This is a genomic window from Laedolimicola ammoniilytica (assembly GCF_025567165.1).
Lineage (GTDB): Bacteria > Bacillota > Clostridia > Lachnospirales > Lachnospiraceae > Laedolimicola > Laedolimicola ammoniilytica.
The window spans coordinates 130,063-154,097 of record NZ_JAOQKC010000008.1; the positions used below are offsets into that span (position 1 = coordinate 130,063).

Below are 24,035 nucleotides of genomic sequence, written 5' to 3' on the forward strand. Positions count from 1 at the left end.
CTACACCATGGTCTACGGAATCTTGAGACTGATTAACTTCGCCCACGGCGACATTTTCATGGTGGCAGGTCTGATTATGGTGTATGCCATGACGGTCATGCCCATCTATGTGGCGATTCCGCTGATGATTGTACTGACGGTGCTCTTAGGCTTTACCGTAGAGCGCGTGGCTTATAAGCCGCTTCGGAGCGCTCCGAGAATGTCCATCATGATTTCTGCCATCGGTATGTCTTATCTGTTACAGAACCTGGCGCTCTATGTGACCGGCGGTCTGTCTCAGCAGTATCCGGCTATTCCCTGGCTCAGCGATACCATCACGGTCTTCGGTGCGACCACCAAGCGAGTGACGGTCATTACTCCGGTTCTGACTATTGTGCTGGTGCTGGCTCTGGTAGCCCTGATCAAATACACCAAGATCGGTATGGCCATGCGCGCAGCTTCCCGTGATTTTGAAACATCCCAGCTGATGGGAATTAAGATCAATTCCGTTATCAGCATGACCTTTATCATCGGAAGCTTCCTGGCGGCCATCGGAAGTATGCTGTTCTTTACCAACTACACCGGCGTGACCCCAACCGCAGGCGCGATGCCTGGTCTGAAGGCTTTTGTCGCGGCCGTATTCGGCGGCATCGGATCGATTCCGGGCGCGGTCATCGGCGCGTTTATCATCGGTATCTGCGAAAATATCATTAAGGGCCTGGGCTGGACCACCTTCTCAGACGCGTTCACCTTCGCCCTCTTGATAGTTATTCTCATTGCCAAGCCCACGGGTCTGTTCGGTGAGAAGGTTATTGATAAGGTATAAGGGGGCGTTCAATCATGAAAAAACAGACAAAGGTCATGTGGAACGTCGGCCTGATCGGAGGACTTCTCCTTCTGCTCTTTGTGCTGGAGCAGATTCTGCCGTCCAGTTCCATGTTATTTACAGTATTGAAAAAGGGCGCGATTTACGCGCTGGTAGCGGTGTCCATGAACCTGCTGAACGGCTTCACCGGCCTGTTTTCCCTGGGCCAGGCAGGCTTTATGCTGCTGGGTGCTTATACCTATGGTATTCTGACGATTCCAGTGGAATCGAGAGCCAGCGTCTATCAGTATTTTGACGGTGGTATCGTGCAGTTTGCCATCCCGGTTCCGCTGGCACTCATTGCAGGCGGTATTATAGCGGCGATTTGCGCGTATCTCATCGGTCTGCCGGTACTGCGTTTGAAGAGCGATTATCTGGCGATTGCGACCTTAGGTTTTGCGGAGATCATCCGTGCGGTATTTCAGTGGGATAAACTGGGCCCGCTGACCAACGGATCAAATCTGCTGCGTAATTTCCCGGCTTTTAAGTCGGTATTATATCCGTTTATCGTATCTGGTATCTGCATTGCCATCATCGTGATGTTGATCAATTCCACATATGGACGTGCCTTCAAGGCCATCCGTGACGATGAGATCGCGGCGGAGGCCATGGGTATCAATCTGGCCCATCATAAGAGACTGGCTTTCGTCATCAGCTCCTTCTTCGCGGGTATCTCCGGAGGACTGCTGGCCATGTATCAGACTACCATTCAGGCGTCCATGTTCAAGTCTGCCATGACTTATGAGATCCTGCTGATCGTCGTCATCGGCGGTATCGGATCTGTGACCGGAAGCTGCATCAGCTCCTTCCTGTTCATCGCCTGCTCCGAGTGGTGGCTGCGTTTCCTGGACAATGACAACTTGTATATCGGAAGCTTCCATGTGCCTTTCTTACGCGCCGGTTTCCGTAAGGTTGTGTTTGCGGTCATCATCATGTGCATCGTACTGTTTTACCGTAAGGGAATCATGGGCGACAAAGAATTTTCGATCGAAGGAATCGCGAATTTCTTCCGCAATCGATTTAAGAAAAAGAAGGTAACGGAAGGAGGCGCTTCCAAATGAGTGCGGAAAATGTATTGAAAGTAGAGAACATCACCATGCAGTTTGGCGGCGTCATTGCCGTGGACAATATGAATCTGGAGATCAACAAGGGCGAAATCGTGTCCCTCATCGGCCCCAACGGAGCCGGTAAGACCACGGCCTTCAATGTGATCACAGGCGTGTACGCGCCCAGCAACGGCGCCATTTACTATAAGGGCAATAAAATCGTCCAGAACCACCCCCAGGGCAAGATGAAGAAGCTGTACCGGGGCGAGAATCCGGCCATGTACGCGGGACAGCATGTGCTGGCGCCCACGCCGGATAAGATTACGAGACTTGGTATCGCCAGAACCTTCCAGAATATCCGTCTGTTCAAGAGCCAGACCGTATTCGACAATATCCTGATTGCCAAGCATATGCTGCGCACCAGCAATATCTTCACGGCCACCTTCCACCTGAACGGCAGGGAGGAGGCCAAGATGCGGGAGGAGACCGAACGGCTTCTGGAGATCGTGGGCCTGACTGATGTGAGAAATGAACTGGCGACCTCTCTGCCCTATGGCAAGCAGCGTCATCTGGAGATCGCCCGTGCCCTGGCCACCAAGCCGGAGCTTCTGCTTCTGGACGAACCGGCGGCTGGTATGAACCCCCAGGAGACCCTGGAGCTGACGGAGTTTATTGACAAGATCCGCAGGCAGTTTGACCTGACGGTCTTTATGATTGAGCATCATATGGATCTGGTTATGGAGATTTCCGACCGCATCTACGTGCTGGATTTTGGAAAGCCCATCGCGGAGGGTACCCCGGAGGAGATCCGGAACAATCCGAAGGTTATCGAAGCTTATCTGGGAGGTGCGGACGATGAGTAATATTCTGGAAGTCAAAGATTTGAACGTATCCTACGGCGGCATCAAGGCCGTAAAGGATATCAGCTTTTCAGTACCGAAAGGTGAGGTCGTCACCCTGATTGGAGCTAACGGCGCGGGCAAGAGCTCAACCCTTCGTTCCATCGTGGGCCTGGTGAAGCCGGAGAGCGGCAGCATTCTCTTAAAGGGCGAGGAGCTGGCGGGCGTGTCCACCGAGCAGATTGTAACGAAAGGGATTACACTGGTGCCCGAGGGACGCCGGGTATTCCCGGATATGACCGTAGCCGAGAACCTGAAAATCGGCGCTTATATGCGAAAAGATTCTCTGGACGAGGATATGAACTGGGTCTATGATCTGTTTTCTCGCTTGAAGGAACGTTCCTGGCAGCTGGCCGGAACCCTGTCCGGCGGCGAGCAGCAGATGTTGGCCATCGGTCGCGCGCTGATGTCGAGACCGGAGATTATCATGATGGATGAGCCGTCCCTGGGACTGGCCCCCATCATTGTAAAAGGCGTATTTGATATCATCCGGGAGATCAATAAGCAGGGCGTGACCATCCTCCTGGTAGAGCAGAATGCGAACATGGCCCTGAAGGCCGCAAACCTGGGCTATGTCATGGAGACCGGCCGCATTACCCTGAGCGGAACCGGAGCCGAGCTTCTGGAAAATGAAGCAGTGAAGGCGGCGTATCTGGGAAAAGCAAAGAAGTAAAAAGGACGTTAAAAGGGATCATAAGCGTAAATTATAAATAATCATAATTTATAGAAAGAAATCCATTTACTTTTTGAGAAAAACAAGGTATACTAAACGTCGGTGCAGTGCGTCTGCACTGACGTTATTTAATTTTCAGTATTTAAACCTAATGGAGGGATACAAGCTATGGTAAAAGCAATCGTAGGCGCCAACTGGGGTGACGAGGGAAAGGGCAAGATCACAGATATGCTTGCTCAGAAGTCTGACATCATCGTCCGTTTTCAGGGCGGTGCAAACGCAGGCCACACAATCGTAAACAATTACGGAAAGTTCGCGCTGCACAGCCTGCCGTCTGGTGTATTTTACAATCATACCACCAGCATCATTGGAAATGGAGTCGCACTGAATATTCCGGTTCTGTTCAACGAGATTCAGAGCATTGTGGAGAAGGGAGTTCCGACCCCGAAGATTCTCGTATCCGACCGTGCGCAGATTGTGATGTCTTATCATATCCTGTTTGACCAGTGCGAGGAGGAACGTCTGGGAGGCAAGGCCTTCGGTTCCACCAAGTCCGGTATCGCGCCCTTCTATTCTGATAAATACGCGAAGATTGGTTTCCAGGTCAGCGAGCTGTTCGCGGACGAAAAGTATCTTCGCGATAAGATCGCCAATGTATGCGTGAAGAAGAATGTGGTTCTGGAAAACCTGTATCATAAGCCGGCTCTCGATGAGGACAAGCTCTATGAGGAACTGATGGAGTATAAGAAGATGGTAGAGCCGTACGTATGTGACGTATCCAAGTATCTGTGGGACGCGATCCACGAGGGCAAGAATATCCTGCTGGAGGGTCAGCTTGGTTCCATGAAGGATCCGGATCACGGCATTTACCCGATGGTTACCTCTTCCTCTACCCTGGCAGCTTACGGCGCCATCGGCGCAGGTATTCCGCCCTATGAGATTAAGGAAATCATCGTAGTCAGCAAGGCATACTCCAGTGCCGTAGGCGCAGGCGCGTTCGTCAGCGAGATTTTCGGCGACGAAGCGGACGAGCTGAGACGCAGAGGCGGCGACGGCGGAGAGTTCGGCGCAACCACAGGCCGACCCAGAAGAATGGGCTGGTATGACTGTGTGGCATCCAAGTACGGCTGCCGGATCCAAGGCGCTACCGGCGTAGCCTTCACCGTACTGGACGTACTGGGCTATCTGGATGAAATTCCGGTCTGCACAGGCTACGAGATCGACGGAAAGGTTACTACCGACTTCCCGACTACTCACCTGCTTGAAAAGGCAAAGCCTGTATACGAGGTGCTGCCGGGCTGGAAATGCGACATCCGCGGCATCAAGAAATACGAGGATCTGCCGGAAAACTGCCGCAAGTACATCGAGTTTATCGAGAAGCACATCGAGTGCCCGATCACCATGGTATCCAACGGACCGGGCCGCGACGACATCATTTTCCGGAATAAATAAGAGGAAACTATGATAGATACAGTCATTTTTGACATTGGAAAGGTCCTGATGGGTTACAGCTGGGAAAAATATCTGCACAGCATCGTGGGTGAGGATAAGATTGCCTATGCGACTCTGGAGCAGGCCATTTTCCTGAGCCCCTGCTGGGAAGAGCATGACAAGGGCCTGATGACCGAGGAAGAAGAGCTCTGGGATTTTATCTCCAATGCGCCGGACTACGAGCCGGAGATTCGCGCTGTATATGAAAATCTGGGACAGTGTACCTGGCCCTATGATTACGCGGACGCCTGGGTGAAGGAGTTGAAGGACAAGGGGCTTAAGGTCTATGCCCTGTCCAACTGGCCGAAGCACATCTACGACCAGCGAAGGCACGTGATGACCTTCCTGGACCAGATGGACGGCTGCGATATGTCCTATCGGACCCACAGCAACAAGCCCGATCCGGAGGCCTTTACCGGTCTTTTCGAGCACTTCGGTATCGACCCGGAGAAAGCCGTATTCATCGACGACAACGCGGACAATATCGAAGCGGCGAAGAAGCTTGGGCTTCACGCTATCCGCTTTGCGTCTTATGAGCAGGCGAAGGAAGAATTGAATCAACTGTTATAACATACAAAAACCCTGCGGTTTCATGATAGAAGCCGCAGGGTTTTTGTATGTTTTCTCATTTTTACGCACAAAAAAAACCCGTGAAACACGGGTTTTAAAAAGCTGCTGACGGGAATCGGACCCGTGACCTCCGCACTACCAATGCGACGCTCTACCGACTGAGCCACAGCAGCGTTTTTATGTCTTGCGCAACGCGCTAGATTATAGTACCATCACTTTTAGAAAATGTCAAGCGTTAAAATGAAATTTTTTAAAAAAATTTTTTGAGGCAGTTTTTGGACGGTTTTTGGGCATTTTGACGAAAAAAGACTTCCCAGATAAAGGAATGGCGTGTTATAATCGAACCAATGAAACCACGGAGGTGTAGTAGTATGATTTCTCATCAGGTGATACAGTCGAGTCTGGAGGAGCTGCGGGGCATAACAAGAATTGATCTCTGCGTGCTGGAGACGGATGGAAGCCAGGTCGCGTCCACCTTTGACGCGTCAGGCATAACCCAGGAGATGGCCAGGAGCTTTGTGCAGTCTCCGGCGGAAGGGCAGAACCTTCAGGGCTGCCATTTTTTCAAAGTCTATGATGAGGGAATCCTTGCATACATCCTGATTGCCAAAGGCAGCGGCGACGATGCCTATATGATAGGCAAGGTGGCGGTCAGTGAGCTGCAAAACCTGATCGTGGCTTACAAGGAGCGGTTCGACCGTAATAACTTCATCCAGAACCTGCTGCTGGATAACCTGCTGCTGGTGGATATCTATAGTCAGGCCAAGAAGCTGCATATCGAGACCGAGGCCATGCGGGTGGTATATCTGATTGAGACCCGTGACGAGAAAGACGTCATGGCCCTGGAGGCCGTGCGGAGCGTCTTCGCCCCCAAGTCCCAGGATATCATTACCGCAGTCGATCAGAAAAATATCGTGGTAGTCAAGGCTGTGGGAGAGGGAGATACTTATGAGACCCTGGACGAGGTGGCTGTGATGCTGGCCAGCATGCTGAACGGCGACGGCAATGCCTCCCGCAGCCGGGTGGCCTATGGAACCATCGTCAGCCAGATCCGTGATTTGTCCAAGTCCTATAAGGAAGCCAAGATGGCCCTGGAGGTGGGCAAGATCTTCTACCCGGAAGCCACCGTGAACGCGTACCATACCCTGGGCATCGGCCGCCTGATTTACCAGCTGCCTCAGCCCCTGTGCGAGATGTTCATGAGCGAGGTATTCAAGGAGAATACGCCGGATACCTTCGATGAGGAGACCTTATCCACCATTGAAAAATTCTTTGAAAATAATCTGAATGTGTCCGAGACGGCCCGCCAGCTCTTCGTGCACCGCAATACCTTGGTGTACCGGCTGGAGAAGCTTCAGAAGACCACCGGACTGGATATCCGGGTATTTGAGGACGCGCTGACCTTTAAGATTGCATTGATGGTAGCCAGCTACATGAGATATCTGGAACAGGAACAGTAGAAAAAAAGAATCCCGGAGCCGATGAGATACGGCTCCGGGATTTTGTATTCCTGGTGTTCTTATTTTTTCTTATCGTGCTTCAGATCCGGCTTCGGCAGCTGATCCACCAGCTTCTCGATGACCGTCTTCTTCATATAGACATCGAAGCTCAGCAGACAGATAAAGGAGAACAGCTGAAGAAACTCCTTATCCTCCTCGTCCACATCGGTGAAAGTGCCCTCTGAAACCCGGTACTTCTGAATCAAATCTTCTTTCAGTGCTTCGATCTGCCCTTTTTCCAGACAGAAGACCTCGTCGTAAATGCGATCCAGCTGGAACGCGTGGTCCGTATGGAAGTACTTTTCCGTCAGCGGGGTCAGAAGGCTCTGGATATCGCTGATGGAAAGGATGTTTTTAAAATAATAGATAAAAATCAGGAGCAGCATATGCTCTCTGGAATACTTCTTTTTCTCAGGCGGAGGAAGCAGACGGTTCTTCGCGTAATTATTGATCATCGTCTTGGTCAGAATCTTGTCGTCCTCGTACCGCTTGGAGCTCTTAAGCTGGCTGTCCATGAAGGTAGTCACCTGATCCATGTAAAGATCGATGCCGGGGACGTCTTCGGGATGGATATAGTCGATCCGATCCAGGCTTTCCAGAATGCTCTCCAGGAGATTTTGGCTGTCTATTGTCATGGGTATCACCTCGGAATCTATTATATAGTATTCAAAACTATATGACAAGGGGTAAATATTTAAAGTTTTGTTAAGATATGCGAAAAAGGAATGACAGAGGACGAAATTTGTAATATAATAGGAATTACTAAGGGGCAGACAGACTGTTACTCTTTTCATTCATCAGTCTCTGCAGAAGGAGGACAAAATGGCTAACATTTTAAAAAGATTTGGGGACATCATGTCGGCAAACATCAACGCGTTGCTGGACAAGGCAGAGGATCCGGAGAAAATGATCGATCAGTATCTGCGTGAGATTGAAAGTGATCTGGGCAAAGTGAAGGCTGAGACAGCAGCTGTGATGGCAGCTGAGACCAAGGCCAAGAGAGAGCTGGACGAGTGCGCTGCAGAAGCAGAAAAGATGCAGAAGTATGCGGAGAAGGCCCTTCTCGCAGGCAATGAGAGCGACGCGCGCCAGTTCCTGGAGAAAAAGGCAGACCTGACCAAGAAGCAGGAGAGTCTGCAGAAGTCCTACGAGGCAGCGGCAGCGAACGCAGCCCAGATGAAGGAGATGCACGACAAGCTGGTGAAGGATATGGAGAACCTGCAGTCCAAGCGCGACGCCATCAAGACCAAGGTAGCCGTAGCCAAGACCCAGGAGAAGCTGAACAAGATCGGCTCCAGCGTGGCAGGCGCAGGCGACGCTATGGCAGCCTTTGACAGAATGGAAGCGAAGGCAGACAAGATGCTGGATGAGGCCAATGCACTGTCCGAGCTGAACAAGCAGGAGGGCGGCATCGACGACCTGACCAAGAAGTATGACAGCGCGGCGAGTACATCCGACGTGGACGACGAGCTGGCGGCTCTGAAAGCAAAGATGGGATTATAAGCGAACATGGATCATAAAATCTATTATTGTGAGAATTGCGGCGGCGTTATGGAATTTGACGCCGCCTCTCAGAGTCTCAAGTGTCCCAACTGTGGCACGGAGACGAAGATAAAGAACGAAAAAAAGAAGATTGTGGAGCACAGCCTGACCCGCCATGCCATGAAGACTATTAAGGCCACGGAGAAGAAGAGCCAGACCATGATCTGCAAGGGCTGCGGCGCGAAGATCGAGGTGGCTGCCACCAGCACCGCCACCAGCTGTCCCTACTGCGGTTCCAAGTATGTACTGGCGGATAAGCAGGAGGACGCCATCATTCCCGACGGCGTACTGCCCTTCCAGATTGACCGGAACCGGGTGGGCGAGCTGTTCCGCAAGTGGCTGAAGGGCCGCTGGATGGCTCCGGGCGAGCTGAAGCACCTGTATCAGCAGGAAAAGCTGCAGGGCGTCTATCTGCCCTACTGGACCTTCGACGCGAAAGCGGATGCCCATTATACAGCCCAGGGCGGACGCAGGCGCACCGTGACGAAGAAAGGACCTGATGGCAAGACCGTGCAGGAGACCGTGGTGGACTGGTTCCCCACCTCCGGCAGCATCCGGCATTTCTTTGACGACGTGCTGATTGCGGCGTCCAGGAGCCTGAAGCAGAACCTGCTGGAGCGGGTGGGCAGCTTTGGCCTGAACCAGGTGGCTTCCTATTCGCCGGAATATTTCTCCGGTTACAACGCGGAAGTGTACACCGTCGATCTGGACGACGCCCATACAGAGGCCAGACGGCATATGGATTACAACCTGGAGGAAATGGCCCGTCAGGATGTACTGCGTCATTACGACGAGGTGCGTGCGGTCAGCGTGCATGCCAACTACAGCGACGAGACCTACAAGCATGTGATGCTGCCGGTCTACGCGACGGCCTATACCTACAAGGGAAAGAAATATCACGTTCTGATCAACGGTCAGAGCGGCAGAGTAGAGGGCGATTATCCGAAGAGCCCGGCGAAAATCATCGCCATTATCCTGGGCATTCTGGCTATTATGTTCCTGATTTACCTGTTTGGCACAAGCAGCGACGCAGCTTACATTTACGAGACGGGTATGGTATCAGAGCAGTTTGTGACGGCGGAAGCCTTCGGAGGACAGAATATTACCTTACAGGATGAAAATGAGGAGGCAGTAACATGGGATTATTTAGCGGACAGTTTGCCAATGTAGTAGAATGGCAGGAATACCGGGACGATATGCTCTTCTGGAAATGGAGCAATAAGGAGATTAAGAAAGGAAGCCGACTGATTATCCGTCCGGGCCAGGACGCGATTTTCCTGTACAACGGCAAGGTAGAGGGGATCTTCCGGGACGAGGGAAGCTACGATATCGAATCGGCGATCATTCCCTTCCTGTCCACTCTGAAGGGTTTTAAATTCGGCTTCAACAGCGGCCTTCGCGCGGAGGTGCTGTTTATCAATACCAAAGAAGTTCTGGTGAAATGGGGAACCAAGAATCCGGTTCTGATTCCGGCGCCGGGTCTTCCGGGCGGCATGCCTATCCGCGCTTTCGGAACTTTCACGTGCAAGGTGGCGGATTATGATGCCCTTATCGAAAAGGTGGCGGGCATCAAGCAGCAGTATTCTGTAGAGGATGTGCGGGAGCGCATCATCAGTATGCTGGATCAGCTTCTGATGAAATGGATCGCAAAAGAGGGCAAGGACATGTTCAATCTTCAGGTGAACGCGGACGCTATCGGCCGTGGTATTCGGGAGGATCTGGACATGGAGATGAGCAAGATCGGTATCAGTATCGCAAGCTTTGCCATTTCCAGCTTCAATTATCCGGAATCCGTTCAGAAGATGGCTGAGAAGGCAGCGGCCCAGAGCATGATCGGCGACGTGGGACGCTTCCAGCAGGTGGCCATGGGTGAGGCAATGGCCAAAGGCAATGGCGGCGGAACGGCTTCTGATATGGCAGGCATGGCCATGGGGATGGCCATGGGCCAGCAGATGGCAGCCCAGATGGCCCAGGCCATGAACGGCGGCGCGCAGACAGCCGGTACGGCTGCCGGAACAGGCGCGCCTGCAGGCGGCGGAGCAGCTCCGAATTTCTGCCCCAACTGCGGTACGAAGACGAACGGAGCAAACTTCTGCCCCAATTGTGGACAGAAGCTGGTATAAGAGGGAAAAAGGACCGAACAGGTACTGAACCCGTAAGAGACATTTTGAGGGAGACAAAAGAGCTATGAGTAGTTATGATCTTTTGAACCCGGAACAGAAAGAAGCGGTGCTTCATACAGAAGGACCGCTTCTGATTTTGGCGGGAGCCGGTTCCGGCAAGACCCGGGTACTGACACACCGGGTAGCTTATCTGATAGAGCAGGGTACCGCACCCTGGAATATTCTGGCAATTACATTTACCAATAAGGCGGCAGGAGAAATGCGGGAGCGCGTGGATAAGCTGGTGGGCCTGGGCAGCGACAGCATCTGGGTCAGCACCTTCCATTCCACCTGCGTGCGGATCCTGCGCCGTTATATCGACCGGCTGGGCTTCGACACTTCATTTTCCATCTATGACACAGATGATCAGAAGTCCGTGATGAAGGAGGTCTGCAAGAAGCTGCAGATCGACACGAAGGTGTACAGGGAACGGATGCTTCTGGGCGCTATTTCCCATGCGAAGGATGAGCTCATCAGTCCGGAGCAAATGAGGCTGGATGCAGGCGCTGACTGGAATCAGCAGAAGATCGCGGGAGTTTATGCGGAATACCAGGCCCAGCTTCGGAAGAATAACGCATTGGACTTTGATGATTTGATTATGAAGACGGTGGAGCTGTTCCGGAATTGTCCGGATGTGCTGGATTATTACCAGGAGCGGTTCCGTTATATCATGGTGGACGAGTATCAGGACACTAATACAGCCCAGTTCCAGCTGGTGAGCCTTCTGGCTGCCAAGTACCGGAATCTCTGCGTGGTGGGTGACGATGACCAGTCCATCTACCGGTTCCGGGGCGCGAATATCATGAATATCCTGAACTTCGAGCAGGTATTTCCGGACGCGAAGGTGATCAAGCTGGAGCAGAACTACCGTTCCACCAGCAATATCCTGAACGCGGCCAATGAGGTCATTCACCACAATCAGGGTCGGAAAGACAAGCGGCTCTGGACCGACAATGGAACCGGCGTACCGGTGCGCTTCCGACAGTTCCAGAACGCCTTTGAGGAGGCTGAGCACGTCGTCGGCAATATCGTAAGCCATATCCAGAAGGAGGAGGCCGAGTATAAGGATCACGCGATTCTCTACCGTACCAACGCCCAGTCCCGTCTCTTCGAGGAGAAGCTCATTTACGCCAATATTCCCTATAAGATCATCGGTGGCGTGAATTTCTATGCACGCAAGGAGATCAAGGACCTGCTGGCGTACCTGAAGACCGTGGACAATGGCCGCGATGAGGTGGCAGTGCGCCGTATCATCAACGTGCCCAAGCGCGGTATCGGCGCGACGACGCTCAGCCGTGTGGGCGAGTTCGCTGTGGCCAACGATATGGGCTTCTACGAGGCGCTGCTGAACGCCGAAGAGATTCCCGGCATCGGCCGTGGCGCATCCAAGGTGCTGCCCTTTACGGCGCTGATTCAGACCCTGCGGGCCAAGCAGGAGTACGCGAAGGTCAGCGAGCTTCTGGAGACCATCCTGGAGGAGACCGGATACCGCAGAGAGCTGATTTTGGAGGGCACCGACGAGTCCGAGGCCCGGCTGGAGAATATTGACGAGCTCATGAGCAAGGTCAAGGATTACGATGAAAATGCGGAAAATCCGTCCTTAAGTGGTTTCCTGGAGGAAGTCGCCCTGGTGGCAGACATCGATAATCTGGAGGAGGAGAGCAACCATGTGGTGCTGATGACCCTGCACAGCGCCAAAGGCCTGGAATTCCCCTATGTCTATATGGTCGGCATGGAGGATGGCCTGTTCCCCAGCTACATGTCCATCGTGGCTGACAATCCCCAGGAGGAGATTGAGGAGGAGCGGCGTCTCTGCTATGTGGGTATCACCCGCGCCAAGAAGGAGCTGACCCTGACGGCAGCCAGACAACGGATGGTGAGGGGCGAGATTCAGTACAATATGGTTTCCCGTTTCGTCAAAGAGATTCCAGACGAGTATCTGGAAAATAAGACTGAGAATCCGGGACAGCGGGCAAAAGAGGCCAAGGAGCAGCGCATTAACCAGCGCAAGCAGGCCATGCTGGAGGCCCGCAGAAGCCTTCGAGCAAAGCCAATCCAGTCCAAAATGGTGGCGGCCACCAAGGCGTCCCATCTGGATTATGGCGTGGGAGACCGGGTGAAGCATATCCGTTTCGGCGAGGGTACCGTGCTTGAGATTACCGAAGGGGCCAAGGACTACGAGGTGCGTGTGAACTTTGATACGGCGGGCGTGAAGAAGCTGTTCGCGTCTTTTGCGAAGCTACAGAAGATTTATTAAAAATGCTTTTGCAAAATTTGCGGGAAACGATAGTAATTTTATGTATCCTGTGATATAATAGGAGCACTTAGAAATGTGCGCGAAATGCAAAATAAGCGGACTGCGGAAAGGATGTAGGAACGATGAATAATAAGATGGAAGATTTTCTGACAGCAACCAAGTTAAATGAACTGCTTCATAAGAAAGAGCTCGAGGAGAAGAACAAGAATACGGTACTCTGGATTCTGGCTGTGATCGGAGCGGTGGCAGCAGTGGCTGGAATCGCCTATGCAGTATATCGTTTCTTTGCACCGTCTTACCTGGATGAGTTCGAGGACGATTTCGATGACGACGAGTTTGACGATGATTTCTTTGACGACGAGGAAGAGTAAGTAAGAGCTTGGAAAAAGAGTGTCTCAGGACAGAGCAGATGTTTTGAGACACTCTTTTTTATGGGACAGGAAATTCCGATGGAATTCCCTGTCCCATAAAAGCAAGCAGAGCTTGCAAGGATGCGCACTCGGCGCAGTGGCACATTCTTTTTATATTATGGAGGAAGAGTGATGAAAAAAAGACGTAATCCGCTGGCACAGTTTATGATTGGCATGGTGATGCTGGCGGCAGGACTTTACTGGTTCCTGTCTAATGTAACGGTGATGACCCATTTCGGATTCCAGCTCTGGAACTTCCGGGTGGGAGCAGGCCTGATCGTGGTTCCCTTTATCGCCGGGATTATCTGGCTGTTTGTCAATGTGGATTCCTTTGGGGCCAAGCTTTTGACGGTACTGGGAATCGTAGTGATTCTGGCTTCCATCATAGCCAATATCCAGTTCATATTCCGGGCCACCAGCCTGTATGTGTATCTGATTATGCTGATATTGATCTTCGGCGGCGCGGCTCTGGTGGGTCAGGTGCTGTTCCGGTGGCCGAAGGATGAGGATGAAAAAAAGAAGAAGTAGAAGAGATATCGGAGAAAAAGAGGTTTTATGAAAAAAGGTGAGATTTACGAGGGGCTCGTCGAGAAGACCGAGTTCCCGAATAAAGGTATCGTGACGGTGGAAGAGCGCCGCGTGGCGGTGAAGAATACATTGCCGGGTCAGAAAATCAGGTTTCGGCTTAAAAAGGTGCGGAAAGGTGTGGGCGAAGGCCAGCTTCTGGAGGTACTGGAGCCTGCGGCCAATGAGATTACGCCGGAATGTCCCCATTTCGCAGACTGCGGCGGCTGCACCTGGCAGAATCTGTCCTACGAAGAGCAGCGTCTGCTGAAGGAAGGACAGCTCCGGGAGCTTCTTGACGGAGCTATCACAAAGCCTTACCTGTTCGAAGGCGTGAAGGGCAGCCCGAGACAGCTGGAGTACCGCAATAAGATGGAGTTCTCCTTCGGCGATGAGGAAAAGGACGGCCCGCTGGCTCTTGGTATGCACAAGCGGGGCAGCTTCTACGATATCGTAACAGCAGACAAGTGTCAGATTGTGGATGAGGATTTCCGGAAGATTCTCTGCTGTGTGCTGGAACATTTCAAAAAGAAAGAGTTACCCTTTTATCACAGACTGCGCCATACCGGGTATCTGCGCCATCTGCTGGTGCGGAAAGCGGCGAATACCGGGGAGCTCCTGGTGGATCTGATTACCACCACCCAGCGCCTTGGAGAGGACGGCGGCGATTACAGCGCCCTGGCGGCGGACGAGTCCTGGGCAGAAGAGCTGCGCGCGCTTTCGCTGGAGGGCGAGATCGTGGGGATCCTGCATACCTATAATGACAGTCTGGCAGATGTGGTGCAGAACGACCGGACCGAGCTTCTGTATGGACGGGATTATTTCTACGAGGAGCTTCTGGGGCTTCGGTTTAAGATTTCCCCCTTTTCCTTCTTCCAGACCAATTCCCTGGGAGCAGAGCTTCTCTATGAGACTGCCCGGGGCTATATCGGAGAGACGGACGATCGCGTGATCTTCGACCTGTACAGCGGCACCGGCACCATTGCCCAGATGCTGGCTCCGGTGGCCAAAAAGGTAGTGGGCGTGGAAATCGTGGAGGAGGCTGTGGAAGCCGCCAAAGTGAATGCCCGGCTGAACGGCCTGTCCAACTGTTCCTTTATCGCCGGTGATGTGCTGAAGGTTATCGATGAGCTGACAGATAAGCCAGATCTCATTGTGCTGGATCCGCCCCGGGACGGAATTCACCCCAAGGCGCTGCAGAAGATCATTGATTTCGGCGTAAACCGGATTGTCTATATCAGCTGTAAACCCACCAGTCTGACGCGCGATCTGGAGCTTCTGCAGGGCAGAGGCTACCGGGTGGAGAAGTGCGTGGGCGTGGATATGTTCCCGTTTACGGGGAATATAGAGACGGTTGTCTTGCTTTCCAAGGGTGAGGTCGACTCGAAAAAGATTCGGGTTGAGTTCTCTTTGGAAGATATGGATATGTCCGAATTTCAGGATGGGGCAACCTATCCGCAGATCAAGGAGTATGTGTTGGAGCATACCGGGTTAAAGGTGTCCAACCTCTATATCTCACAGATTAAACGAAAATGTGGGATTGGGGTTGGTAAGAACTATAATCTGCCGAAGTCCGAGGATTCCAGACAGCCCCAGTGTCCGCAGGAAAAAGAGAAAGCAATCCGAGAAGCATTCAAATATTTTGGGATGATCTAACATCCCGCAAAATGGAGGTTTCTTATGGATAGATTGATTTCTTGTGAGTTTAACATGGATACCGCTTGTGTGGAACTGAAATTTTTAGATGGCAGCATGATTGCCATTGATACCATCGCCGTGGAGAATGAGGTTGCTGACAATATGTATCAACGGTCAGAACTGGATTATCTAATCTACAATGATCCGGTTGGATATGCAGACTTGATCTTGAACGGTGATCCCGAAATTTATCTAAAAACTGTAACTGAATGTAAACCCTTAGATTAAAACTCAGCCCTCTGCCTTTTCCTTGGCAGAGGGCCGTTTTTTGCTTAACAGTTATTGAGCATCCCTTAATTGCTCTACAACACTGCATTTCGCTGCGTTGTCATACATCATGCAAGGAATCAGCCACCCCAGCAGAAGAAATACCGGAATTGTCAGCAGGACAGGCAGAATGGTGAATCGATACTCAAAGAACCAGAACATACTGCCCAGCATTTTTCCTGCAAGAGGTCCCACCGCCAGCGACAGAATAAAGGCCGCCGCTACGGAGGACATTGCGTAAAATAATCCCTCGTAGATCAGCATGGTTTTGAGCTGCCGGTTCGTCATTCCTACAGCCTGAAGCACAGCAAATTCACGGCGGCGGGAAAGAATACCGGTCATCATGGCGTTGAAGAAATTTAAGAATCCCACCAGCCCGATGATAGCACAGAGAATACCACCTATCAGAAGGAACATCTGCCGGAACTGAGCAAATTCAGAGCGAGCCGTGGCCTTGCTTTCATACATCAAGGGCGAAAACTCACCGGCAGTGAGCTTCGATAGATATTGCTCTGCTTCGGCCTCGTCAACTTCGTCCGCTGTGTCGAACAGGTAGAGCATCGGAATGGCTGCACCACCGCTGTCCCTCTGTGCGGTGTCCACAGACAAAACTACGTCATATCCAATACCACTATAACGATAACTCATGGAATTCGGAAGTTCTACCAAGGCGCAGACCGTGTACTCTACATCTCTGGCTCCATACAATTTTGCCTGAAAGTACTCCTCCGGTGTATCTTCGGTGAGTTCCCCGGTGCGGCTGTCGATATATTTCACATCGTCCGCATAGGTAACGGTGATCGTGTCTCCCACCTTGGGGTAGTATTCAAGATTGGGCAGATTACCGTAGTCATCTAAGGAAACCGCAATGGCAATGGCGTTATTGTCCGGCTCCAACATGGGAGAAATATCTCCGTCGAATACTTGCAGCTTGTCAAACAGACTGTTATCCAGAGCCTCGATTCTGGTATCTCCCATCACCATATTGCCCCGGTGCTCCAGACGGCTCATATGGCTGTCCAACTGCTCGGCGCTTTCGTACTTTGCATAGTCCTGCCGCAGAGCATTCTCCGTCATCCACAGGTAGGCGGGTTTTCGCACAGCATATCCCGTGCCGGAAAGACTGGCCTTTGTGTTTGCTGCGATCTCTTCGATCTGTTCTGGCGTGATGAATTCATCTGCCGGGTTGTAACGGAAATAGTCGGGCGTGCTGACGATAAAATCGGCGCAGGTCATGGCGGATACATACTTCTCCATGCTGAAGCCGCCCACAAAGGCACACAGCGCATTGAACAGTGTCACCGACAGTGCCAGAGACACCACCACCAGCACCGTCTTTTTCTTGTTTCGTCCCAGATTGGCAAAGGCCATCTGATGGAGCTTTGCTCCCCGGATGCTGCGCCGTTTTTTCTTGGTCTGCATCACATCCGTATATTTGGTAGCCTCCACCGGAGAGACCTTGGCTGCCATTTTTCCGGGCTTAGAACAGGACAAAAGCACCGTCAACAAGGCAAACAGCATGGACCCAAGGAAGATCACAGGCGAAGTGCTGATGGTGGTGATGCCTGTATCCAACTGGATGGAGTGCAAGACAACAGGCACCAAAACAGCGCCGATGCCGTAGCCCAGCAGCAGCCCCGCCGGAATGCCGATCAGACAAAGCAGAAGTGCCTGCTGGCGAATGATGCGTTTGAGCTGCCGGGGCGTTGTGCCAATGGTTTTCAGAAGTCCGTAAAACCGGATATCCCCTGCAACAGAGATCTGAAAAATGTTATAGATGATAAGATACCCAGTGAAAATCACCAGCAGCAAAAAAGCTGCTATGGCGATCACAAGTTCCGGATCAAGCTTCGACTCCAGCTGGGATGAGGTATATCCCCAGTTGACGCCGATCCGGACGCTGTTGGGATCGGTATAGCTGTCCCATGTGTAGCCAAGATCGGTATCCACCTGCTCCATCTGCCCTTGAATGTTTGTGCCGGAGGCCAGCATGACATTCAAATCGGTGCGGAAAGGCTGTAAACCTGTTTTTACTGCCTGCGCTTCGATGTCATCTGCGTAATCACGGCTGATGTTGATGTAATGAACAGGCATTAGTTCATCATAGTCCCAATAGCCTACCAGCGTAAAGGTATCTGTTACAGTAAAGGCGGTTTGATCCTTGTCCGTAATGGAATAGGAAACCGTGACCTCGGCGCCCAGCTCCGGCGTTACGCCAAGCAGCTGCAACGCTGCCGTATCCATGGCTACCTCTTTGCCGCTTTCGGGCATCCGTCCGGTAGTAGGGGTGGCATAGCTCCATTTGGTGCAGTTGGCATCCATGTAGCTGATCTCTGCCGGCGTTTTGGAAAAGACACCATCCGCAGTGATGCCGATCACCTTCCGTGCCCCCGCAGACTTTACCTTCGGGTGGGCGGCGATACGTTCCGCCTGCTCGGGGGAAACATCCTTAAAGGTGCCGTGTGCATAGCCGCCTACCTGCCGAAACTGGTAGGTTTCATAGCTGGCGTTCAACGACAAGACAATGGTGAACATGGACGTAAATAGCAGCGTTGTCAGCGCAATGGCAAAAATGGCGATCAGATTGCGGCGACGGTTCGCATAAAGAGATTTTAAGCTGAGCTTTCGAATACATTTTCTGTTTTTGACATTCATCGTAGCCACCTCCCGTTAGTTCTGGGAGACGATCCGACCATCTTCGATACGGATAATGCGGTCTGCCATCTGCGCAATTTCTTCGTTGTGAGTGATCATTACGATTGTCTGGGCGAACTTTTGACTGGTGACTTTCAAAAGGCTCAATACATCCTGGCTGGTTTTGGAATCCAGATTGCCGGTGGGTTCATCTGCCAGAATGATAGCGGGTGCTGCCGCCAGCGCACGGGCAATGGCTACTCGCTGCTGTTGACCGCCTGAGAGCTGATTGGGCAGCGCATCCAGACGGTCATCTAGCCCAAGGGTCTGTACAATCTGCTGTACGAAATCCTTATTGACCTTGCCACCGTCCAGCTCAATGGGTAGAACAATATTTTCATACACATTCAGCACCGGAACAAGATTATATGCTTGGAACACAAAGCCGATTTTCCTGCGGCGGAAGATGGTCAGCGCTTCCTCCTTTAGGGAGAAAATATCCTGTCCGTCCACCATGACCGTGCCGCTTGTAGGGCGATCCAGCCCGCCCAGCATGTGCAGCAGCGTGGATTTGCCGGAGCCGGATGTGCCGACAATTGCAACAAATTCGCCCTTCTTTACACTTAAATCAACTCCATCCAACGCATGAACTGCGTTATTGCCGGAGCCATAAATCTTTTTCAGGTTTTTTGCCTGTAAAACTTCCATAAATGAGTACCTCCATGAAAAAATCTGTATGTATGAAAGGAAATGATCCTTTGATACATACAGATTATCGCATAGGAATCTTTCCACATTCTTTCCGGCGGAAAATGAAATCTAACAGTTTTGATAGAATTGTTGTTATTTCGGCAGAAATATGGAAAACGTACTTCCTTTTCCCGGAACGGAAGCAACCTTGATATAACCGCCCTCGCCGGATATGATCTGTCGGGCAAGGTATAAGCCGATGCCGACCCCTTCTTGTTTCTGCACACTATTTGAGCGGTAAAAGCGAGCAAATATCTTCGCTTGCTCACTTTCCGGGATGCCTGAACCGGTATCCGATATATCGATCCTTGCAAACATTTCATAGCTTACGGCAGAAATAGTAATGGTGCCATGCTCTGTATATTTGATGGCGTTGTCTACGATATTAGCCAGCGCTTCCGCTGTCCATTTGAAGTCGAATACAGCAAAAGCATCTGTATCCTGCATTTGCAAAGACAATCCTTTTTCAGAAGCCTTGGCAGTATATTGTTCTACCACACTTTCAAGCAGCGGCTGCAGCGCTGTCGGCTGGGGGGAGAGTGAAATGATCCCGTTTTCCAGTCTGGAAAGCTTTACGAGAGAATCGATCAGAAATCGCAGCTTTTCCGATTGTTTGTACAGCGCCTCCACATTTGCCTTCGCCGATGCAGGCAGAGTTTCCTCCATCAAAAGCTCGCTGTATAACAGCAGGTTTGCAATCGGCGTTTTTATCTGGTGGGAGATGTCCGCAATCAAGGTTTTGATTTTGTCTTTTTCCTGCGCTATGTTTTGAGAAGATGCTTCTGCGGCGGAAAGATAGTGCGCAAACTTCGTTTCCAATGCAGATAGCTGGCTTTCATCAAAATTGGTTTCAGAAAAGGAGCCGGTCATGGCAGCGTCCAGCATTCTTTCGATTTCTTCCATCGTTTTTCTGGCCTTTCTCCGCTCCCATAACACAACAGCTGCCGCCGCCAGAAAACACAGCAGTATGATCACAATGCCGGTTTTATTCATCTTTTGTCACCCAGCTATAACCGATTCCATAGACGGTTTTAATGTATTTCTGTGCGCCAAGCTTATCCCTCAGACGCTTGATCGTAACAGACAAAGCATTTTCATCCACATATTCTGCGCCATCTGTCCAGACCCGGTCGACAAGGTCTCCACGGGTCATGGTTCGGCCTCGGTTTTCAACAAGCAGGCGCAGTAATTTTTGTTCTGTTTTACTCAATTCCACTTTTGAATCTCCCACATAAAAGGTCATAGCCTCAAAGTCAAAGTGAAATAGATCCATATGGATCGGCGCATTTTTATGGCTTGACGCTTGCTTTCGCAGTTGGGTATTCACCCTTGCCCGCAAAACCGAAAGAGAAAAGGGCTTGGTAATGTAATCATCAGCACCTCTCTCCAGTCCGTCTACGATGTCCAGATCGGTGTCGTTGGCAGTCAGCAGAATAACAGGAACTCCGGGTATGTTTTCCTTGACCTCCCGGAGCAGCTCAAGCCCACTGCCATCCGGCAGATTGATATCCAACAGGATCAGGGATACACCGCCGCAAAGCAATTGCTCTCTTGCCGCTTTTAGATCATGGCAGGATATAATCTGGCGGTCATCTGCTTTCAGCGCTTTGCATAAGCCTTGATTCAAGCCGATATCATCTTCAACAATCAGTAATTGCTCCATATATCTCACTCCCTCGTTATTCAAATACCACCATTATTTCCTTGGGCAATTTTTCGTTCTCACAGTTCAGAAGATAGGCGATTGCTCTGCTTGCAAATTTGTTTGTTTTCACTGTATCCCAATCGGCAAGCAAAATGACCTCTGCCTTGCCGTTCTCAAAATCTAATGATATTTCGCCCCATTCGCCGTCGCAGTCTGCCTGATATTCGTAGATTGCGGCGGCGATTTTCTTTTTTCGCTTGATCTTGGATTTCTGTTTTAGCCGGACTGCATGGATTGCGCCCTCGGCAACCAACAATTCCGTCAACTTGTCCACTGCTTTTCGGTAGGCTCGTTCTGCACCGCTGGCTGTACTGCCCTCAAACATAACCGCCAGTTCTTCAAAGGTGGGGCGGTCTTTCCATGAGCTGACACGCCCACAGGTCATGCAAATTGCTAACCGTTTTTCAAGCAAGGTCTGTTCCCGGTAATTCAGTTTCTCAAATGCCCGCTGCACCTTTTCTGCCTGTATGCCGTTCCAGAGGATATCGGTATAGTTCCAGCTATCGTCAAGGGCTACATCCTCGCCTGTTTCCTCGCCGTTCTCGTCTGTCACATAGAATGGCTGCTGATTGCGGATTCCACGGACAACTTTCAGATATTCTTCCGCAAGGGCAAGATCGCAGTTGTATTTCTTGGAAAATTCGTTGACCGCATCCTTGGTATTGTGGTACAGCCAAGCCATTGACCGCACCATTTTGTAATTGGTCAGAGAGGACACCGACCATTTTTCTTCGCCCATGCGAAAACGGAGCATAGCATCCCGGATGAACGGGAAAATGTATGTAGCATACTCTGCACCCTTGGCAAGGTCATAGTCCATCAGCTTTTGGAGCATTTGCTCCCGGCAGGAGAGCTTTATATCTATAAATCGGTCTGTGTCATACAGATCGCCGCCATCCACACCGAGAAAGTCTTTGATGCGCTTGTTAAGCTGCGGCTCGTAGTGGTGTAGGAAGAATGAGAAATATATCAAATTCTTTTCCTGCAAGGCAGACAGGATATATTCGTTCAGATTGCCCACCGCTGGAGGCTCCGGTTCCAGTTGGAAGATGCGCTCTGCCGCATAAGGAATGATGCCGTCACCGTGCGGATTGACAGCGTGTTTTGGTATGTATCCGGTCATGTCCCATGAAAAATCACTCAGTATAGCGCACCTCCTTTCGGTTCTTTCTCTATCAATATCGACAGTAATTATGCATCGAACTTTTTGTTAGTAGTATTATTTTCGTCGTCCATCATATCACTTAGCACGGCAAAAGCTTGGCTCAGCGGCACAGCCTTAGAAGTCCAGTTTTTCAAACTAAACAAGTTGGAAGATTCATCAAACACATCAAATTCGTCTGTCCCATCAGTGATTTTCTTCAAGTACAACATTTCTATCAAATACAAAGCTCCCAAGATATTTAGTACATTCTCCTGCTTTGCTTGCTTCAACTGCTCATAGCGGTTGTGCTTGACATCTGTAAATGCTCCCCACCATTGCAACGACTGTGCGGGCTGGGTAATATCCCAATTCATAAACGGTTGTATTTCGATATCGTATTCCTGTACACTGATTTTTTGATTTTTTATATCCGGTGTGTTGGTCAAAATATACTGTGCATAGTCTGCAACCGTTTTTCGATCCGTTGTATTGAAACCGCAAAACTCTTTGAATACAGTATCCAACTCTGCCCCTATGGCTTGAATTAAGAGGGCATATCCGTTAGAAAATGCATCAAAATTGTCCTCATGTAGTTCTACAAACTCTATTGATTCAACAAAACGCTTTTCGAGCATTAAGTAGTATTTCCAATGATTCTGACTAAGTTCTTTTCTATTCATGTTTGTCCCTTTCTTTGTATATTTTTGCACTTGCTTCCTTTTTCAAAGCCGCCTGGTCCATTTCTTTTTCATAAGCTCCCTTGGCATAGGCTACATTGCTCAATGCCCGGAGCATCTTATCTTTTGCCAGCTTTTTCATAACCTCTGCAAGATCAGCGTCCAGAGTACCACGCTTCACATAGCGGTTTATGGTGTTCAGCCGTTTCTCATAAATCTGTTTCACCGGATGATCGTCCGCAAGCTCCCGTTGTTCTCTGCCTTTCAGGTTGCCGATCTGCCGACAGGTGCGGTGCAGCTTGTCCCCCGGTGCATAGCCGCCACAGTATTTGGTGTGCCGTGCGTTGGTGGTCAGAAACCACTTGCCGCAGATTTTGCATTTCTTTGGTGCATGACCAACACACAGGCCCTCAAAGAGATCAGACCGGAACATCCCTACAAAGGATACATAGTGCATCCGCTTGACCAGCTTCGCAACTTTTTCGCCGGGACGGATGACGGATACATACTGAACGGAATTGTTCAGGGTAGACATCCAGGTATTGCCTTCCGTGATGGAAAACTCCGGCGGGAAATAGCTGCCGAACATTTTTGCAAAACCCTCTGCGGTGCGGTCTGCTTCGTTGCCGTCTGTTTTTTCTGCAAAATCAAGCATGGCCGTTTGGTATTCCCCAAGGGAGTATGCCAGATGCCCGAAAACTGCGGTATAGCGTTGGAGCATCATCGCATCGGTAAAGTTCTGGATTTCTTCAAATTGCAAAGAATTGGTTGCGGCTTTTATGGCAAACTCCACATATTTCAGCGCATTGTCCACAGTAAAGACTTTTTCAATCCGTTCTCTGTGCTTTGAGATATTCATATAGGAGAACGGCGGTGTTTGACTGAGAATATCGAGCATCGTCAGAGCAGCTTCCTTTGCAATAGGACAGAGTGCAGAAGCATCCTGTCCGGCGTTTAATATTCCAAGAAGCAGATTGATTTTCTCGCATTGCTCGTTTATTTTTGCAATGGTATTCACAGGAACATTCAGTGCATCACAGGCAAGCGTACCGACAGGAAATGTTTTGCTCTCATATATGACCGTATCCTGCCAGAAATCCAATGTCATCAATTCTTGATTCATGCTTGCCCTCCTGTCCTGTTTTTTCATTTTTCTAATTATATCATGTAAATGTGAAGAAATCTACGTCCTCAGATAAGTTG

General features: G+C 50.7%; 23 protein-coding genes and 1 tRNA gene. 15 read left to right on the forward strand and 9 right to left on the reverse strand.

Going from position 1 to position 24,035, the window contains the following annotated elements; translation table 11 throughout:
* From OCV63_RS07760 to OCV63_RS07785, 6 genes are all read left to right on the forward strand, one after another.
* A partial coding sequence (locus OCV63_RS07760) for a branched-chain amino acid ABC transporter permease (protein ID WP_158363304.1) occupies window positions 1-805 on the forward strand: 805 nt, incomplete at its 5' end.
* 14 nt (window positions 806-819) lie between these two features.
* Window positions 820-1,905, forward strand: coding sequence for a branched-chain amino acid ABC transporter permease (locus OCV63_RS07765; RefSeq protein WP_158363279.1), 1,086 nt, complete (start codon window positions 820-822; stop codon window positions 1,903-1,905).
* Window positions 1,902-2,753 (forward strand): ABC transporter ATP-binding protein, encoded by an 852-nt coding sequence (locus OCV63_RS07770; RefSeq protein ID WP_158363280.1) that lies wholly within the window; start codon window positions 1,902-1,904, stop codon window positions 2,751-2,753. The genes OCV63_RS07765 and OCV63_RS07770 overlap by 4 nt, the downstream gene beginning before the upstream one ends.
* 1 nt (window position 2,754) lies before the next feature.
* Window positions 2,755-3,462: an ABC transporter ATP-binding protein gene (locus OCV63_RS07775; RefSeq protein ID WP_158363305.1), complete on the forward strand. Its 708-nt coding sequence runs from the start codon at window positions 2,755-2,757 to the stop codon at window positions 3,460-3,462.
* Between the two features lie 168 nt (window positions 3,463-3,630).
* Window positions 3,631-4,914, forward strand: a complete 1,284-nt coding sequence (locus OCV63_RS07780) for an adenylosuccinate synthase (protein WP_158363281.1) — start codon at window positions 3,631-3,633, stop codon at window positions 4,912-4,914.
* A gap of 9 nt (window positions 4,915-4,923) precedes the next feature.
* Window positions 4,924-5,523 carry an HAD family hydrolase gene (locus tag OCV63_RS07785; RefSeq protein WP_158363282.1) on the forward strand — a complete coding sequence of 200 codons (600 nt, stop codon included), beginning with the start codon at window positions 4,924-4,926 and terminating at the stop codon, window positions 5,521-5,523.
* Between the two features lie 100 nt (window positions 5,524-5,623).
* On the opposite strand, the gene OCV63_RS07790 is transcribed toward OCV63_RS07785, so the two are convergent.
* Window positions 5,624-5,696 (reverse strand) — tRNA-Thr (locus tag OCV63_RS07790).
* A gap of 198 nt (window positions 5,697-5,894) precedes the next feature.
* Between OCV63_RS07790 and OCV63_RS07795 the strand changes: the two genes are divergently transcribed.
* Complete coding sequence (locus OCV63_RS07795) at window positions 5,895-6,983, forward strand: PucR family transcriptional regulator (RefSeq protein ID WP_158363283.1); 1,089 nt, start codon at window positions 5,895-5,897, stop codon at window positions 6,981-6,983.
* A gap of 59 nt (window positions 6,984-7,042) precedes the next feature.
* Here the strand turns inward: OCV63_RS07795 and OCV63_RS07800 are convergent, their stop codons facing one another.
* A complete protein-coding gene (locus OCV63_RS07800) occupies window positions 7,043-7,657 on the reverse strand; it encodes a DUF1836 domain-containing protein (protein ID WP_158363284.1) in 615 nt (204 codons plus the stop codon).
* A gap of 187 nt (window positions 7,658-7,844) precedes the next feature.
* On the opposite strand from OCV63_RS07800, the gene OCV63_RS07805 reads away from it, so the two are divergent.
* The 8 genes from OCV63_RS07805 to OCV63_RS07840 all read left to right on the forward strand — a co-directional run bounded on the left by OCV63_RS07805 (window position 7,845) and on the right by OCV63_RS07840 (window position 15,883).
* The gene (locus OCV63_RS07805) at window positions 7,845-8,525 is read left to right on the forward strand and encodes a PspA/IM30 family protein (protein ID WP_158363285.1); all 681 of its coding nucleotides are present in this window, start codon (window positions 7,845-7,847) and stop codon (window positions 8,523-8,525) included.
* A 6-nt stretch (window positions 8,526-8,531) separates the two neighbouring features.
* Window positions 8,532-9,734: a TFIIB-type zinc ribbon-containing protein gene (locus tag OCV63_RS07810; protein ID WP_262670708.1), complete on the forward strand. Its 1,203-nt coding sequence runs from the start codon at window positions 8,532-8,534 to the stop codon at window positions 9,732-9,734.
* On the forward strand, window positions 9,701-10,687 hold the full coding sequence (locus OCV63_RS07815) for an SPFH domain-containing protein (protein ID WP_158363286.1): 987 nt from the start codon (window positions 9,701-9,703) through the stop codon (window positions 10,685-10,687). Before OCV63_RS07810 ends, OCV63_RS07815 begins: the two co-directional genes overlap by 34 nt.
* Window positions 10,688-10,751: 64 nt before the next feature.
* A complete protein-coding gene (pcrA, locus tag OCV63_RS07820; protein ID WP_158363287.1) occupies window positions 10,752-12,983 on the forward strand; it encodes a DNA helicase PcrA in 2,232 nt (743 codons plus the stop codon).
* Window positions 12,984-13,105: 122 nt separating this feature from the next.
* A complete protein-coding gene (locus OCV63_RS07825; RefSeq protein WP_158363288.1) occupies window positions 13,106-13,354 on the forward strand; it encodes a DUF4366 domain-containing protein in 249 nt (82 codons plus the stop codon).
* Between the two features lie 171 nt (window positions 13,355-13,525).
* Window positions 13,526-13,921: a hypothetical protein gene (locus OCV63_RS07830; protein WP_158363289.1), complete on the forward strand. Its 396-nt coding sequence runs from the start codon at window positions 13,526-13,528 to the stop codon at window positions 13,919-13,921.
* A 27-nt stretch (window positions 13,922-13,948) separates the two neighbouring features.
* Window positions 13,949-15,613, forward strand: coding sequence for a 23S rRNA (uracil(1939)-C(5))-methyltransferase RlmD (gene rlmD / locus OCV63_RS07835; protein ID WP_158363290.1), 1,665 nt, complete (start codon window positions 13,949-13,951; stop codon window positions 15,611-15,613).
* Between the two features lie 24 nt (window positions 15,614-15,637).
* Window positions 15,638-15,883, forward strand: a complete 246-nt coding sequence (locus OCV63_RS07840; protein ID WP_021683568.1) for a DUF6061 family protein — start codon at window positions 15,638-15,640, stop codon at window positions 15,881-15,883.
* A gap of 51 nt (window positions 15,884-15,934) precedes the next feature.
* On the opposite strand, the gene OCV63_RS07845 is transcribed toward OCV63_RS07840, so the two are convergent.
* The 7 genes from OCV63_RS07845 to OCV63_RS07875 all read right to left on the reverse strand — a co-directional run bounded on the left by OCV63_RS07845 (window position 15,935) and on the right by OCV63_RS07875 (window position 23,955).
* Complete coding sequence (locus OCV63_RS07845; RefSeq protein WP_158363291.1) at window positions 15,935-18,577, reverse strand: ABC transporter permease; 2,643 nt, start codon at window positions 18,575-18,577, stop codon at window positions 15,935-15,937.
* Window positions 18,578-18,592: 15 nt separating this feature from the next.
* Entirely contained in the window at window positions 18,593-19,264 is a 672-nt protein-coding gene (locus tag OCV63_RS07850) for an ABC transporter ATP-binding protein (RefSeq protein WP_006858253.1), read from the reverse strand.
* Between the two features lie 135 nt (window positions 19,265-19,399).
* The gene (locus OCV63_RS07855) at window positions 19,400-20,209 is read right to left on the reverse strand and encodes a sensor histidine kinase (protein WP_331485527.1); all 810 of its coding nucleotides are present in this window, start codon (window positions 20,207-20,209) and stop codon (window positions 19,400-19,402) included.
* An 82-nt stretch (window positions 20,210-20,291) separates the two neighbouring features.
* Complete coding sequence (locus tag OCV63_RS07860; protein WP_055269994.1) at window positions 20,292-20,969, reverse strand: response regulator transcription factor; 678 nt, start codon at window positions 20,967-20,969, stop codon at window positions 20,292-20,294.
* Between the two features lie 16 nt (window positions 20,970-20,985).
* On the reverse strand, window positions 20,986-22,134 hold the full coding sequence (locus tag OCV63_RS07865; protein ID WP_252207706.1) for a sigma-70 family RNA polymerase sigma factor: 1,149 nt from the start codon (window positions 22,132-22,134) through the stop codon (window positions 20,986-20,988).
* Between the two features lie 68 nt (window positions 22,135-22,202).
* Window positions 22,203-22,835, reverse strand: coding sequence for a hypothetical protein (locus OCV63_RS07870; protein WP_021683574.1), 633 nt, complete (start codon window positions 22,833-22,835; stop codon window positions 22,203-22,205).
* Window positions 22,828-23,955 carry a DUF6076 domain-containing protein gene (locus OCV63_RS07875; RefSeq protein WP_055269998.1) on the reverse strand — a complete coding sequence of 376 codons (1,128 nt, stop codon included), beginning with the start codon at window positions 23,953-23,955 and terminating at the stop codon, window positions 22,828-22,830. The genes OCV63_RS07870 and OCV63_RS07875 overlap by 8 nt, the downstream gene beginning before the upstream one ends.
* Window positions 23,956-24,035: the final 80 nt, after the last annotated feature.

Excerpts from the sequence above, each read along its gene's own strand:
- pcrA (WP_158363287.1), top strand. The coding sequence starts at position 10,752 with ATGAGTAGTTATGATCTTTTGAACCCGGAACAGAAAGAAGCGGTGCTT.
- OCV63_RS07840 (WP_021683568.1), top strand. The coding sequence starts at position 15,638 with ATGGATAGATTGATTTCTTGTGAGTTTAACATGGATACCGCTTGTGTG.
- OCV63_RS07855 (WP_331485527.1), bottom strand. The coding sequence starts at position 20,209 with ATGGAAGAAATCGAAAGAATGCTGGACGCTGCCATGACCGGCTCCTTT.
- OCV63_RS07870 (WP_021683574.1), bottom strand. The coding sequence starts at position 22,835 with ATGAATAGAAAAGAACTTAGTCAGAATCATTGGAAATACTACTTAATG.
- OCV63_RS07875 (WP_055269998.1), bottom strand. The coding sequence starts at position 23,955 with ATGAATCAAGAATTGATGACATTGGATTTCTGGCAGGATACGGTCATA.
- OCV63_RS07815 (WP_158363286.1), top strand. The coding sequence starts at position 9,701 with ATGGGATTATTTAGCGGACAGTTTGCCAATGTAGTAGAATGGCAGGAA.
- OCV63_RS07795 (WP_158363283.1), top strand. The coding sequence starts at position 5,895 with ATGATTTCTCATCAGGTGATACAGTCGAGTCTGGAGGAGCTGCGGGGC.
- OCV63_RS07865 (WP_252207706.1), bottom strand. The coding sequence starts at position 22,134 with ATGACCGGATACATACCAAAACACGCTGTCAATCCGCACGGTGACGGC.
- OCV63_RS07765 (WP_158363279.1), top strand. The coding sequence starts at position 820 with ATGAAAAAACAGACAAAGGTCATGTGGAACGTCGGCCTGATCGGAGGA.
- OCV63_RS07785 (WP_158363282.1), top strand. The coding sequence starts at position 4,924 with ATGATAGATACAGTCATTTTTGACATTGGAAAGGTCCTGATGGGTTAC.
- OCV63_RS07830 (WP_158363289.1), top strand. The coding sequence starts at position 13,526 with ATGAAAAAAAGACGTAATCCGCTGGCACAGTTTATGATTGGCATGGTG.
- OCV63_RS07810 (WP_262670708.1), top strand. The coding sequence starts at position 8,532 with ATGGATCATAAAATCTATTATTGTGAGAATTGCGGCGGCGTTATGGAA.
- OCV63_RS07770 (WP_158363280.1), top strand. The coding sequence starts at position 1,902 with ATGAGTGCGGAAAATGTATTGAAAGTAGAGAACATCACCATGCAGTTT.
- rlmD (WP_158363290.1), top strand. The coding sequence starts at position 13,949 with ATGAAAAAAGGTGAGATTTACGAGGGGCTCGTCGAGAAGACCGAGTTC.
- OCV63_RS07860 (WP_055269994.1), bottom strand. The coding sequence starts at position 20,969 with ATGGAGCAATTACTGATTGTTGAAGATGATATCGGCTTGAATCAAGGC.
- OCV63_RS07845 (WP_158363291.1), bottom strand. The coding sequence starts at position 18,577 with ATGAATGTCAAAAACAGAAAATGTATTCGAAAGCTCAGCTTAAAATCT.
- OCV63_RS07800 (WP_158363284.1), bottom strand. The coding sequence starts at position 7,657 with ATGACAATAGACAGCCAAAATCTCCTGGAGAGCATTCTGGAAAGCCTG.
- OCV63_RS07850 (WP_006858253.1), bottom strand. The coding sequence starts at position 19,264 with ATGGAAGTTTTACAGGCAAAAAACCTGAAAAAGATTTATGGCTCCGGC.
- OCV63_RS07780 (WP_158363281.1), top strand. The coding sequence starts at position 3,631 with ATGGTAAAAGCAATCGTAGGCGCCAACTGGGGTGACGAGGGAAAGGGC.
- OCV63_RS07805 (WP_158363285.1), top strand. The coding sequence starts at position 7,845 with ATGGCTAACATTTTAAAAAGATTTGGGGACATCATGTCGGCAAACATC.
- OCV63_RS07825 (WP_158363288.1), top strand. The coding sequence starts at position 13,106 with ATGAATAATAAGATGGAAGATTTTCTGACAGCAACCAAGTTAAATGAA.